The sequence below is a fragment of the Streptomyces sp. NPDC034099 genome (assembly GCF_055575415.1).
The window spans coordinates 350,135-362,205 of sequence record NZ_JBVISR010000005.1; the positions used below are offsets into that span (position 1 = coordinate 350,135).

Consider the following 12,071-nt stretch of genomic DNA (forward strand, 5'->3'; position numbering starts at 1 on the left):
GATCGTCCGCCCCGGAGCGACGGTAGCAGTCGATCACTTGCGGTCTAGACCAAACGGGTGCAGCGGGGACGGCCCGGTGAGACGGGTCAGGCACCGGCCAGACGTGAACCGGAGGGGTTGCGCAGTGGGGCGGCGAGTTCGACGAGGGCGTGTTCCAGGTCATGCAGGTGGGCCAGCGCGGGTTCGGCGGCGCGGGGGCCGCCCGCGCGGGCCGGGACGGCGCCCCCGCCGGTGAGTGCCTCGACCGCGGCCTCGACACGCCAGCAGGCGGCGGCCAGCCGGGCGTCGTGCGACGCTTCGGGGTCGGCGGCGACGGCGACCAGGCCGCGGATCTCCCGGGCGCAGTCGTCGAGCAGGCCGAGGACCCGGCGGGCCCGCCGCCTGCGGCCGTGCATCGGGCTCAGCGGGTGCACCAGCGGGGCGACCGACAGCCGCACCCGGGCCAACAGCTGCTCCAGTTCCGCCACGCGGGGCGCCGGGTCGGCGCCCTCGGTCCCGGCGAGGCGGGCGGCGGCCTCCGCGGTGCAGGCGTGCACGCAACGCAGGGCGCGCTGGATCCAGACGTCGGTGACGGCGTGCGTGGTGACGGGCAGGACGAAGAGCACGGCGAGCGCGGCGCCGAGCGCGCCCACGCTGGTCTCGGCGATCCGCAGGGCGAGCAGGCCGGGGCTGAGGACGCCCAGGAGGCCGTAGAGCAGCTCAGCGAGCAGGGTCACGCAGAGCATCATCCAGGTGTAGGAGACCGCGGCGGTGTAGAAGATGCCGAAGACGCAGGCGGCGGCCAGCACGGCGGTGGGCAGCGGGGACCCGGCCACCGGCACGGCGATCAGGAAGCCCAGGCCGATGCCGACGACCGTGCCGAGGACCCGGCGGAAGCCGCGCACCAGTGTCTCGCCGCGCGAGGTGGTGTTGACGAAGACCCACCAGGTCGCGCCGACGGCCCAGTACCAGCGGTCGCCGGACACCAGCTGGCCCACGACCAGGGCGAAACCGGCGCCCGCGGTGGCCTGCACGGCCTGCCGGGTGGTGATGCGGGCCAGCCCGGTGCCGGCGGGCGGCGCGGGGACGGCGGGCGCGGGCCGTCGGCGCTCGTAGCACCACAGGCCGAACCGCACCGCCGCGGCGGCGGCCACGGACAGCAGGACGGCGGCGAACATCTCGGGCAGCCGGTCTGTGGTCACGTGCAGGAACTGGGCGATGAAGAAGGTCATGAAGGCGAAGACACCGAGGCTGTGCCCGCGCGGGCCCCAGCGGCGCGCGTACACACCGGCTCCGACGACGGCGAGGAAGGTGAGGTCCCGGGCCACGGGGAGGCCGTGCAGCGCCGCGGCGGCGGTGAGCACGGGCAGCCCGGCGACCGGCAGCAGCGCGGTGGTGACGGCCTGGCCGCGCACGGTGGCGTCGGTGACGGTGAACAGCGCGAGCAGGGCGGCGAGACCGCCGATGATCGCGCCGACCAGGGAGGTACCGGCCAGCCCGCACACCACGACGGCCAGCCCGATGCCGAGGACGGCCCGTGCGGCGAACCGCAGGCGCGACCGTCCCGGGTCCGGGCTCACGAACACCTTCTTCAGCACTGATTACCGCCCCCTCGCTCACTCACGCCCACCGGCCCGGAAGTCACCGCATGCAAAAGGCGCCGCGGGGTCCGCAGCGCCATCGACCTCTCTATAGGAGCATCTCTGCCACCACTGGCTCAACAGGCCGCTGACAGAGTGGGCCATTGGTACAGTGATCAGGGCACGCCTGCGGCCACCGGAGAGCCAATGGCCGACGAGAGGGGGCCGTACCCGCGATGGCCGTCGACGAACTCGACACCCGCATCCTGCGGCTGCTGCTCCAGCAGCCGCGCACCAGCGTGCGGGAGTACGCCCGCCTCCTCGGGATCGCCCGCGGCACCCTCCAGGCCCGGCTGGACCGCCTGGAGCGCGACGGCGTGATCACCGGTACCGCCCCGTCCCTCTCCCCCGCCGCGCTGGGCCACCCGGTGCTCGCGTTCGTGCACATCGAGGTCACCCAGGGCCATCTGGACGAGGTGGGCGAGGCGCTGGCGGCGGTGCCGGAGATCGTCGAGGCCTTCTCCATCACGGGTGGCGGGGACCTGCTGACCCGGGTCGTGGCCCGTGACAACGCGCACCTGGAGGACGTGGTGCAGAAGCTGATCAGCCTGCCCGGCGTGGTCCGCACCCGCAGCGAGGTGGCCCTGCGCGAGCGGGTGCCGCACCGGCTGTTGCCGCTGGTGGAGTCGATCGGGCGCTCGGCCCGCAGGTGATCCTTGGCATCCTGGACGCCATGAGCACCATGGGCCCGCTCGGCGGCATCTCGGTCATCTTCGATCTCGACGGAACACTCGTGGACAGCGAGCCGAACTACTACGAAGCGGGCCGGCGCACCCTCGCCGAGTACGGCGTCCCCGACTTCACCTGGGCGGACCACGAGGCGTACGTGGGCATCAGCACCCGGGAGACGGTGGCCGACTGGAAGCGACGGTACGGGCTGCGGGCCACGGTCGAGGAACTGCTCACCGTCAAGAACCGCCACTACCTGGGGCTCGCCGGCACCTCGGCCCGCGCCTACCCCGAGATGCGGAAGTTCGTCGAACTGCTGGCGGGCGAGGGCGTACCGATGGCGGTGGCGTCGGGTTCGTCGCCCGAGGCCATCGCGGCGATTCTGGGCCGCACCGGTCTGGACGCGCATCTGCGCACGGTCGTCTCGGCCGACGAGGTGGCGCGGGGCAAGCCCGCCCCCGACGTCTTCCTGGAGGCGGCCCGCCGGCTGGGGGCGGAACCGGCCCGCTGCGTGGTCCTGGAGGACGCCGCTCCCGGTGCCGCCGCCGCGTACGCGGCCGGGATGCGCTGCATCGCGATCCCGTACGTCGCGGCGCAGGCCGACGCCCCGGAGTTCGCCACCGCCGGGCTGCTGGTGCGCGGGGGCCAGGAGGAGTTCACGGCGCGGGCGGCGCACGACTGGCTCGTGCGGACGGCGCGCGCCTCCTGAGGTGACCGGGAGCACGCCTCGGGTCGCGAGGTTTTGCCCGAGGCGGTGATCAGATCGCGTTCCGTATCCGTACCCCCTGGTGTCCGAGCCTGTCTTCGCCCCAGGAGGCACGATGCGCATCACGCGCACCACGGCAGGGACCGCCTTCGTGGCCGGTGCCCTGGTGCTCACCCTCACCGCACTCGCCTACCCGACCATGCTCGGGGTGCAGAACGCGGGCAGTGACCAGGCCCGGGTCGTCACCAACACGCGGTACGGGCCGCTCACCGAACAGGACCGGGACTTCGTGGTGAAGGTGCGGGCCGCGGGGCTGTGGGAGCACCCGCTGGGGCTGATGGCCATGGAGCGGGGGACGACACCGGAGATGCGGGAGGCCGGTGAGCACCTGGTCGTCGGTCACTCCCGGCTGGACGCCACCTGCCGCAGGATCGCGCCGGAGCTGGGCATCACCCTGCCCAACCTGGCCTCGCCGCAGCAGCAGCAGTTCGTGTCGACCGTGGACGGGACCACGGGCAAGCAGTTCGACACCACCGCGGTCAACATCATGCGGATCACCCACGGCCAGATCTTCCCGGCCATCGCCAACATCCGCGCCAACACCAAGAACTCCCTGGTGCGGCAGCTCGCCGACCAGGCCAACGACACCGTCCTGGACCACATCACCGTGCTGGAGAAGACCGGCCTGGTCAACTTCGACCAGGTCAACTTCCAGCAGACCGCCCCGCCGAACCTGCCCAAGGTGCAGCTCACGCCGCCGGCTCCGCAGCCAGGCGAGCCGGTGCTCTCGCTCACCGCGCCGCCGGGCCTGGAGGTGAACACCTCCGCGCCGACGCCGAGTCCGACGGTCCGCTGACGCGTCGGGTCCGGGGGGTCCGAGTCCGGTGGGGTCAGCGCTGACGCGGTCGGCCGCCGCGTCCGCCGCCCTTGCCCTTGCCGCCGCCCGCGCCCCGGTGACCGCCTCCGGCAACGCGCCGGGCACCCCCGGTCTGCTTCCCGCCGGCCTTGCCGCCCGTGGCGCCGCCCGGCTTGCCGCCCGTCTTCCCGGCCGCCGGTTTGCGACGGGCGGGGGCCGTCGCTTCGGCGCTTCCGCCCTTCGCGCGCGCCGCTTCGGGCTGCCGGCCCCGGGTGCTGTTGACGGTCCGGCCCCGGACGATGCCGATGAAGTCCTCGACGCGGTCCGTGTGCGCGTCCTCGGGCCAGGACAGGGCCACGCCCGATCCGGGAGCGTCCGTGACCGTGCGGTACGTGAGGTCCTTGCGGTGGTGCAGGCGAGCCAGCGACAGGGGCACGAGCAGCACACCGATCCCGGCCGCCACCAGTTCGACGGCGTCCGCGGTGGTGGCGGGGCGCTCCAGGGCGGGCCTGCCCGGCAGCCGCTCCCAGTCGAGGACGTCGTCCAGGGGGTGCAGCACGATCTCGTCGGCGAGGTCCTCGACGGTCACCTCGTCGGCCGCGGTGACGAGATGGTCCCTGGGGATCAGCACGACCGTGGTCTCGGTGTAGAGGGGGATGGCGCTGAGCGCCGTACGGTCGACGGGCAGCCGTACGAGTCCGGCGTCGGCGTCACGGCCGAGCAGGACGTCGCCCGCTTCCGCGGCGGGCACCTGGGTCAGGGCGAGGGGGACGTCCGGCAGCCGCTCGTTCCAGATGCGCACCCATTTGTCGGGCGTCACCCCCGGGACGTACGCGAGCCGGAACGAGGGGGGAGCTTCCGAGCCTGTCACCCGGCCAGGTTACCGGGCGTGGTCGGGAGCCGCTCACACGATCGATACCCTTGACCGTATGACGTCGCACCAGAACACCCAGACCATGAAGCCCGCGACCGCGGCGAAGAAGCTGGGTGTGTACCTCGAAGCCACACCCGCCGAGTTCCGGGAGGGCGTCGTCACGCGCGCCGAGCTGAACGCGCTCCAGGCCGACCCGCCGGAGTGGCTGCGCGAGCTGCGGCGCGACGGTCCGCACCCGCGGCCGGTGGTCGCGGCCAAGCTGGGCGTCTCCATCGCGGGGCTGCACCGGGGCGGCGTCACCGAGCCGCTCACCACGGAGCAGATCGACGCGCTGAAGCAGGAGCGCCCGGAGTGGCTGGAGCGGGAGCAGGCGGTCCAGGCCGATGTGCGCAAGGAAGCGGCCCGGGTGAAGAAGCTGCACGCCGAGCGGGCGGAGCGCGCCGAGCGCGACTGACCGACCGCCCGACCGGTGGCCGGCCGGTCATTCCTCGGCCTTCTGCGCGGTCAGGCTCCACGCGTACTGGAGCCAGTCCGACACCACGACCGCGCTCAGGCCGGCGGACAGCAGCCGCGCGGCCCGGGGTGCGACGGCGTAGGTGCCGACGAGTCCGCCGGCCACCCAGGCCGAGGTGCAGAACGGGCAGGAGATCAGGTCACCGACGGCACGGCGCAGTCCGGTGCCGCGCCCGGCGTCCATCACCTCGTTGGCGTTGCCCTCGCCCTCCCGGCTGGTGAACGGCGCCCGCAGGAAGCTGGTGACCTTGTCCTTGGTCAGCAGCCGTGAGGCCTTGAACGTCGCCGTTCCCAGCAGGGCCACGTCCCAGGCGGGGACGGTGTCCGGGAGCCGGACCCCACGGCGCCACGCCGTCACCGCGAACGCGCCGGCGGTGGCCGCGAAGGTCGTCGCGAGCGCCGCGTAGCCGCCGAGGGGTGTCTCCTCCCCGTCGGCGTAGCGCTGCTCAACGTCCGTCATGGGTGTCTCCTCGGTCTCGGTGGCCCGTCTCCAGGCGGTTGTCAGTGGGGTGCCGGGCCGCCGAAGAGGTCGGCGCAGTCGGCGGGCAGGCGGGCCAGCAGTCGGTCGACGCGTTCGCGGGGCACCGCCTCGGCGAGGGTGGACAGCACGGCACCCGCGTCCCATTCGGCGGTGCGCGGCCGGGCGCCGGTCTGCTGGGCCACCCGCCGCAGGAACTCCTCGCGGCCGAAGGCCTCGGGTCTCCCGCGTTCCAGGCGCAGCACGTCGTCCAGGGGTGAGGGCAGGTCGCGGGCCAGGTCGGCGGCCTCCTCCGGCGGGATGCGGGACGCGATCACCCACAGGACGGCCGTGACGACCTGCTCGGCCTCGTCTTCGCCGTGGTACTCACCGCGGTCGCGGACCCGGGTGAGGAATTCGTCGAGCCGCACGGCGTCGCCTCCTTGTGCCGGTTCGCGCTGCCGGGCGGGTGCCCCGTGACGGTCCGGGAAAACGGACCCGCCGCGGCGCTCTCGCACCGCTCCCTCACCGTCCTGCGCCCGCACGCGCGGCGTCTGCGACGTCGGTCACCAGCGTCAGGGCGTCCGCGTCCTCGGTGAACAGCGCGCGTCCGGCAGCGATCCGCCGCCGCCGGTCCCGGCCAGGTGTCGTGAGCCGCCGCAGCGCTTCCAGCAGCGCGTTGGCGTCCTCGGCGACCTCGGACACCCCGAGCGCGGCCATCCGCCGTACGCCGTCCGCGCCGTGGCCGGGTATGGGGCGGTGGCCGACGACCGGCAGCCCGGCCGCGAGCGCCTGTACGGCGGTCTGGCCGGCCGCGTTGTCGATCAGGGCACGGGCGGCGTGCAGCAGGCCCGGCATGTCCGTCACCCAGCCCAGGGCGAGGACGCCCGGTGTGCCGGACAGTGTGCGGCGCAGCCGCTGGTTGTCGCCGCAGAGCACGACCGGCAGATAGCCGTGGCCGGTCAGGAGCCGGACGGTGGCGTCCAGGCGCGAGCCGACGCCCCAGGCACCGGCGGACAGCACCACGGCGGGCCGCCCGGAGCCGAGCCGTTCGAAGGTCTCCCGCCACTGGGCCGCACCCGGGACGTCCTCGGCCGAGAACTCCGGCGCCACGACGGGGCCGCACGTCGCCGCGGGCCTGCCGGTCCTCTCCCGCACCTCGCGCGCCGCCTCCTCGGTGAGGCACAGGCAGTGGTCGTTGCCGGGGTGCAGCCACTGCCGGTGCGGCTCGAAGTCGATCACGAGGACGACGCTGGGCACAGACAGCAGCCCCCGGTCCCGGAGGTGGCCGGTCAGCTGTGCGCCCAGGTGGAAGACGGGCACGACCACGTCGGCGCCGGTGCGCTCCGCCAGCTCGCGCAGCCTGCTCCCGGCGAGCCGGGCCAGGGGCGTCCCGCTCGGTCGGCGTCCCGCGCCGGGACGCAGGAAGAGGCGGTACAGGGCGGCGTACGCCCACGGGAAGTGCCGTACGGCCCCGCGGTAGAAGCACCTGAGGGCCGTGCCCAGGCCGTACGGCAGGAGGGCGAGGACGTCGACGACCTGGGCGGTGTCGCCGCCCTCCCGGGCCCGCCGGACCAGTTCGGCGGCGACGGTGTCGTGACCGGCTCCCATGCTCGCGCTGATCACCAGCAGACGTCTGCCGTCCCGCGGACCGCGCGGGGCGCCGGGGCGGCGGGGCGCTGACGAGCTGCGAGGATGCACGGCGGACCAAGTTGCCGGTACCGCCACTTCCAAACCACCACGCAAGCGGGCGTTTCGGGCGGGCCCTGGGGGATACTCCGTGACCGCCCGTCCGGCCGGACGCCGGAGCCCGACCGCACGGTCGGACGCTTCGCGGTGCCCGCCCCGAGCCAAGGTGGTCCCCATGGTCCATGCGTTCTCCCGTCCCCGGTCCGTCCCCGGACCGCAGGTCGTCGCACCCGACGCGGACCACGCGAGGCCCCCGCGGCGGCCCGTCGGGGTCCGGGACACGCGGACCCGCACGGCACTCGTGACGGGGGCGTCCTCCGGCATCGGCGCGGCCGTGGCCCGTCGGCTGGGTGACGAGGACGGCTGGCGGCTGGTGCTCACCGGACGCGACCCGGTGCGGCTGCGCCAGGTCGCCGACGACGCGTCGGCCACCGCGTTCGCCGCCGACCTCACCCTCCCCGGCGCCGACCGGCAGCTCACCGACTTCACGCTGGCCACGGCGGGCCGGGTGGACCTGCTGGTGGCCGGGGCCGGGGTGGGCTGGGCCGGGGAGTTCCTGGACATGCCGCCGCACACCATCGACGAGGTGCTCGACATCAACGTGCTGGCCACGCTGCGGCTGGTGCGGCTGCTGCTGCCGGGGATGGTGGCGGCGGGTTCGGGGCGGGTGGTGCTCATCGGGTCGCTGGCGGGCAGTGTCGCGGTGCGCGACGAGGCCGTGTACTCCGCCGCCAAGGCCGCGATCGGCGCCTTCGCGGACTCGCTGCGCTACGAGTTGCGCGGCACGGGCGTGGGGGTCACCCACGTGGTGCCGGGCGTCGTCGACACTCCGTTCTTCGAGCGCCGGGGCGCTCCCTACCGGCGCTCCAGGCCGCGTCCGGTGCCTCCCGAGCGCGTGGCCGACGCGGTGCGGAGCGCGGTGCTGCGGGGCCGGGACGAGGTGTACGTGCCCTCGTGGCTGCGTCTGCCGTGCCGGGTGCGGGGCGCGGCTCCGGGGCTGTACCGGCGGCTGGCCGCACGGTTCGGATGACCGGGAGCGCGCCGCGGTGAGTGTCCTCACCGTCGTCCTCGCCCTGTTCGCGGCGCTGTCCAACGCTGCGGCGTCGGTGTTGCAGCGCCGGGCCGCGGCGCAGGACGAGGACCGGGCGGGAGCCAGGCACACGGTGGTGCGCTCGCTGCTGCGGCTGGTGCGGGACCGGTACTGGGTCGGCGGGGCGGCGCTGCTCGCGCTGACGACGGTGCTCCAGGCGGCCGCGCTGGCGGTGGGCAGTCTGGCCGTCGTCCAGCCGCTGATGGCCACCGAACTGCTGTTCACGCTGGTCGTCGGCAGTGCGGTCTTCCACCGGCGTCCGGACACGCGGACGTGGCTGGCGTTCGTCGCGCTGGCCGTGGGGCTGGCGCTGTTCCTGGGCTCCGCCGCTCCGTCGGCCGGTCACGACACCGCCACCGCGGGCCGGTGGATCTGGGCGGGGCTGGCGCTGCTCCTCCTGATGACGGTCCTCGCCTCGGTCGGCAGCCTGGTGCACGGCGCTCCCCGCGCGGCGTTGTTCGGATCGGCGTCCGCGGTGGGGTTCGGCGGTACGGCGGCGCTGCTCAAGGAGCTGACCGGACGGCTCCCCCAGGGGGTGGGCGAGGTGCTGACCCAGTGGCCGCCGTACGCCACCGCGGTGGTGGGCGTGGCCAGCTTCCTGCTGCTGCAGAGTGCCCTGCGGGCGGGGACCCTGGCCGCCTCGCAGCCGGCCCTGACCCTCGGCGACGCACTGACCAGCGTCGCCCTGGGCTGGGCCCTGTTCGGCGAGGAGATCCTGCTCGGGGTGCGGGTGCTGCCCGAGCTGATCGGCGTGGCGCTGATCGGCCTCGGCAGCGTCGGACTGGCCCGGGCGCCGTCGGTGCACGGCGCCTGGGACACGGCCCCGGCGGCGCGGGACGGCCCCGGGCGGGCGGTGAAGCGGTGAACGGAGCGGACGGAGCGGCACGGATCGGGACCGGGCGCCCCGGAACGGAACGCGGTCCGCACGACTCGGGACGAAGCGCAGGAAACAGACCGGAGGTACCACGGATGCGTCACGGGTTTCCCGCCGGACGGGCGGTGTACGCCGTCGCTCCGGTCCTCGCCGCCGCGCTGGCCCACATCGGTCCGGCCGCGACCTGGCTGCCGGAACTGCGCCGACGCCGGTTCCCGGGTCTGGCAGGCCGGGGCAGCCCCGGCCATGTCGCGCTCACCTTCGACGACGGCCCCGACCCGGTGTCCACGCCGCGGTTCCTCGGCGTACTGGACGGGCTCGGGGTACGGGCCACGTTCTTCGTCCTGGGCGAGAACGTCGCGCGCCACCCCGCGCAGGCCCGTGAGCTGGTCCGGCGCGGACACGAACTCGCCGTCCACGGCTGGACGCACGACTGCCCCTGGTGGCCGTCGCCGGTGCGGGACGCGCGTGACCTGCGGCGTGCCGTCCGGGTGGTGGCCGAGGTGGCCGGCAGTGTTCCGCGCTGGTACCGGCCGCCCTACGGCATCCTCACCTCCGGTCGCTGGGCGGCCGCCCGCCGGGCCGGGCTGCGGCCCGTGCTGTGGACCGCGTGGGGCAAGGACTGGCGGCACGACGCCACGCCCGCCTCGGTACGCGCGACCGTGGCGGCGGACCTGCGCGGGGGTGGCACCATCCTCCTCCACGACACCGACCACTCCTCCGCCCCGGGCAGCTGGCGGGCAGCGCTCGGCGCGCTGCCGGACATCGTGCGCGACTGCCGCGAGGCGGGGCTGACGGTGGGCCCCCTGGGTGAGCACGGGGCGGGCTGGGTCCCGGTGACGTCCGTGGCCACGGTGACTCGCGTGCGTGCGGGGACCGCCGGGACTACCGGGACGGCGTCGTTTCGGTCACCGGCGCCGGGACAGCCGTAGCGTCATGAAGGACAGCGACGACCGGCGCACGCCGGAACCGGACACGTCGTGCCCGCCCTGGGCGCTGCGCGAGTACGCGGTACTCGCCGACGGTGAGCGGGGGGCCGTCCTGGACCCCCGGGGCCGGATCGTGTGGCTGTGCGCCCCGCGGTGGCACGACGACGCGGTGTTCTCGGCGCTGATCGGCGGGGCCGGGCACTTCACCGTGGGGCCGGCCGACCCCTGGCACGTCTGGGGCGGCTCCTACGAGGAGGGCACGCTGATCCGGATCAGCCGGTGGGTGACCGCCGGCTGTGTGATCGAGTGCCGGGAGGCGCTGGCCCTGCCGACCCGCACGGACCGGCTCGTACTGCTGCGCCGCATGCGGGTGGAGCGGGGCGAGGCGCGGCTGCGCATGGACCTGGACCCGCGGCCCGGCTTCGGAGGGACGCGGATGCGGGATTCCCGGCAGGAAGGGGGCATGTGGACGGCCGGGACGGAGGGGCTGCGGATGCGGCTCGCCGGGGCACCGGACGCGGTGTGGCGGGACGGGGCGGGGCTGTGCGGCGAGTTCCGGCTGCGGGAGGGCGAGACGCACGACCTCGTGCTGGAACTGTCCGAGGGGCCGGAGACAGGGCCACTCGACGCCGACGCACTGTGGCGGGCGACGGAACGGGAGTGGGAGCAGGCCGTCCCGGACTGCTCGCGGCTGATCGCGCCCCGGGACGCCCGGCACGCGTACGCCGTGCTGCGCGGGCTGACCAGCGTCTCCGGCGGGATGGTCGCCGCCGCGACCACGTCCCTGCCGGAACGGGCCAACAGCGGGCGCAACTACGACTACCGCTACGCCTGGCTGCGCGACCAGTGCTACGCCGGCCTCGCGGTCGCCGCGCACGGGCCGCACCCCCTGGCCGACGACGCCGTGCGCTTCGTCGCCGAGCGCATTCTCGCGGACGGCGACGGGGTGCGCCCCGCCTACACGGTCGACGGGCGGCCGGTCGGTGAGGAACGCTCCCTGCGGCTGTCCGGCTACCCCGGTGGCAACGACCACGTCGGCAACGACGCGGGTGCGCAGTTCCAGCTGGACACCTTCGGCGAGGCTCTGCAGTTGTTCGCCGCGGCCGCCGCGCACGACCGGCTGACCGACGAGGCGGAACGGGCCGCGGCCGTCGCCGTGGACGTCGTCGAGCGGCAGTGGCTGAAGCCGGAGGCCGGCCTGTGGGAGCTGGAGAACCGGTGGTGGACCCACTCCCGGCTGAGCGTGGTGTGCGGGCTGCGGCGGATGGCGGAGGTGCTGCCCGGGGCCGCGGGGCACCGGTGCGCCGACCTCGCCGACACGGTGCTGCGGGAGACCCGGCGCCGCTGCCTGCGCGCCGACGGCCGCTGGCGGCGGGCCGAGGACGACGACGGGCCGGAGGCCGCACTGCTGGTGCCGATGGCCCGCGGCTGCGCGTTCGGGGACGGCGACGGTGACGCCGCCACCCGCGCGTACGTGGAGTCCCGCCTGGCCGAGGACGGGTACCTGTACCGCTTCGAACACTCCGGGGTGCCGCTCGGCGAGGCCGAGGGGACCTTCCTGCTCTGCGGCTTCACCATGGCGCTCGCCACGCACCGGGTCGGCGACCGGGTCGGCGCCTTCCGCTGGTTCGAGCGCACCCGGGCGGCCTGCGGACCGCCCGGGCTGTTCGCCGAGGAGTACGACGTGCGCCAGCGCCAGCTCCGCGGCAACCTCCCGCAGGCCTTCGTGCACGCGATGATGCTGGAGTGCGCGGTCCGCCTGGCCGACGAGTCGACCCTGCCCTGAGTCTCCGGG

Annotated in this window: 13 protein-coding genes; 8 read left to right on the top strand and 5 right to left on the bottom strand. The window is 74.9% G+C overall.

Features of this window, described 5'->3' with window-relative positions; genetic code table 11:
• Nucleotides 1-86 precede the first annotated feature (86 nt).
• On the bottom strand, nt 87-1,577 hold the full coding sequence (locus ACZ56V_RS17395) for an FUSC family protein (protein ID WP_468943144.1): 1,491 nt from the start codon (nt 1,575-1,577) through the stop codon (nt 87-89).
• A gap of 218 nt (nt 1,578-1,795) precedes the next feature.
• Here ACZ56V_RS17395 and ACZ56V_RS17400 point away from each other — a divergent pair, with 218 nt between their 5' ends.
• From ACZ56V_RS17400 to ACZ56V_RS17410, 3 genes are all read left to right on the top strand, one after another.
• Nucleotides 1,796-2,272 carry an Lrp/AsnC family transcriptional regulator gene (locus tag ACZ56V_RS17400; protein WP_059297488.1) on the top strand — a complete coding sequence of 159 codons (477 nt, stop codon included), beginning with the start codon at nt 1,796-1,798 and terminating at the stop codon, nt 2,270-2,272.
• A gap of 29 nt (nt 2,273-2,301) precedes the next feature.
• Nucleotides 2,302-2,997, top strand: coding sequence for an HAD family hydrolase (locus ACZ56V_RS17405; protein WP_468943501.1), 696 nt, complete (start codon nt 2,302-2,304; stop codon nt 2,995-2,997).
• Between the two features lie 112 nt (nt 2,998-3,109).
• A complete protein-coding gene (locus ACZ56V_RS17410) occupies nt 3,110-3,850 on the top strand; it encodes a DUF4142 domain-containing protein (protein WP_104636249.1) in 741 nt (246 codons plus the stop codon).
• A gap of 34 nt (nt 3,851-3,884) precedes the next feature.
• On the opposite strand, the gene ACZ56V_RS17415 is transcribed toward ACZ56V_RS17410, so the two are convergent.
• On the bottom strand, nt 3,885-4,721 hold the full coding sequence (locus ACZ56V_RS17415; RefSeq protein ID WP_468943148.1) for a LysR substrate-binding domain-containing protein: 837 nt from the start codon (nt 4,719-4,721) through the stop codon (nt 3,885-3,887).
• 58 nt (nt 4,722-4,779) lie between these two features.
• On the opposite strand from ACZ56V_RS17415, the gene ACZ56V_RS17420 reads away from it, so the two are divergent.
• Nucleotides 4,780-5,178 carry a DUF5997 family protein gene (locus ACZ56V_RS17420; RefSeq protein WP_398911928.1) on the top strand — a complete coding sequence of 133 codons (399 nt, stop codon included), beginning with the start codon at nt 4,780-4,782 and terminating at the stop codon, nt 5,176-5,178.
• A 27-nt stretch (nt 5,179-5,205) separates the two neighbouring features.
• Here the strand turns inward: ACZ56V_RS17420 and ACZ56V_RS17425 are convergent, their stop codons facing one another.
• The 3 genes from ACZ56V_RS17425 to ACZ56V_RS17435 form a co-directional block, all read right to left on the bottom strand.
• The gene (locus ACZ56V_RS17425; RefSeq protein WP_398911929.1) at nt 5,206-5,697 is read right to left on the bottom strand and encodes a DUF1360 domain-containing protein; all 492 of its coding nucleotides are present in this window, start codon (nt 5,695-5,697) and stop codon (nt 5,206-5,208) included.
• Between the two features lie 41 nt (nt 5,698-5,738).
• Nucleotides 5,739-6,125, bottom strand: coding sequence for a DUF2267 domain-containing protein (locus ACZ56V_RS17430; RefSeq protein ID WP_468943152.1), 387 nt, complete (start codon nt 6,123-6,125; stop codon nt 5,739-5,741).
• A 94-nt stretch (nt 6,126-6,219) separates the two neighbouring features.
• The gene (locus ACZ56V_RS17435) at nt 6,220-7,395 is read right to left on the bottom strand and encodes an MGDG synthase family glycosyltransferase (protein ID WP_467381327.1); all 1,176 of its coding nucleotides are present in this window, start codon (nt 7,393-7,395) and stop codon (nt 6,220-6,222) included.
• A gap of 163 nt (nt 7,396-7,558) precedes the next feature.
• Here ACZ56V_RS17435 and ACZ56V_RS17440 point away from each other — a divergent pair, with 163 nt between their 5' ends.
• From ACZ56V_RS17440 to ACZ56V_RS17455, 4 genes are all read left to right on the top strand, one after another.
• Entirely contained in the window at nt 7,559-8,413 is an 855-nt protein-coding gene (locus ACZ56V_RS17440) for an SDR family NAD(P)-dependent oxidoreductase (RefSeq protein ID WP_356371801.1), read from the top strand.
• A 16-nt stretch (nt 8,414-8,429) separates the two neighbouring features.
• The gene (locus ACZ56V_RS17445; protein WP_356371800.1) at nt 8,430-9,338 is read left to right on the top strand and encodes a DMT family transporter; all 909 of its coding nucleotides are present in this window, start codon (nt 8,430-8,432) and stop codon (nt 9,336-9,338) included.
• Nucleotides 9,339-9,442: 104 nt separating this feature from the next.
• Nucleotides 9,443-10,279 (top strand): polysaccharide deacetylase family protein, encoded by an 837-nt coding sequence (locus tag ACZ56V_RS17450; RefSeq protein ID WP_468943156.1) that lies wholly within the window; start codon nt 9,443-9,445, stop codon nt 10,277-10,279.
• 4 nt (nt 10,280-10,283) lie between these two features.
• Complete coding sequence (locus ACZ56V_RS17455; RefSeq protein ID WP_468943159.1) at nt 10,284-12,062, top strand: glycoside hydrolase family 15 protein; 1,779 nt, start codon at nt 10,284-10,286, stop codon at nt 12,060-12,062.
• Nucleotides 12,063-12,071 lie beyond the last annotated feature (9 nt).

What these genes read in the sequence shown, in the direction of transcription:
- ACZ56V_RS17400 (WP_059297488.1), top strand. Translation starts at nt 1,796, where the DNA reads ATGGCCGTCGACGAACTCGACACCCGCATCCTGCGGCTGCTGCTCCAG.
- ACZ56V_RS17405 (WP_468943501.1), top strand. Translation starts at nt 2,302, where the DNA reads ATGGGCCCGCTCGGCGGCATCTCGGTCATCTTCGATCTCGACGGAACA.
- ACZ56V_RS17410 (WP_104636249.1), top strand. Translation starts at nt 3,110, where the DNA reads ATGCGCATCACGCGCACCACGGCAGGGACCGCCTTCGTGGCCGGTGCC.
- ACZ56V_RS17420 (WP_398911928.1), top strand. Translation starts at nt 4,780, where the DNA reads ATGACGTCGCACCAGAACACCCAGACCATGAAGCCCGCGACCGCGGCG.
- ACZ56V_RS17425 (WP_398911929.1), bottom strand. Translation starts at nt 5,697, where the DNA reads ATGACGGACGTTGAGCAGCGCTACGCCGACGGGGAGGAGACACCCCTC.
- ACZ56V_RS17440 (WP_356371801.1), top strand. Translation starts at nt 7,559, where the DNA reads ATGGTCCATGCGTTCTCCCGTCCCCGGTCCGTCCCCGGACCGCAGGTC.
- ACZ56V_RS17450 (WP_468943156.1), top strand. Translation starts at nt 9,443, where the DNA reads ATGCGTCACGGGTTTCCCGCCGGACGGGCGGTGTACGCCGTCGCTCCG.
- ACZ56V_RS17455 (WP_468943159.1), top strand. Translation starts at nt 10,284, where the DNA reads ATGAAGGACAGCGACGACCGGCGCACGCCGGAACCGGACACGTCGTGC.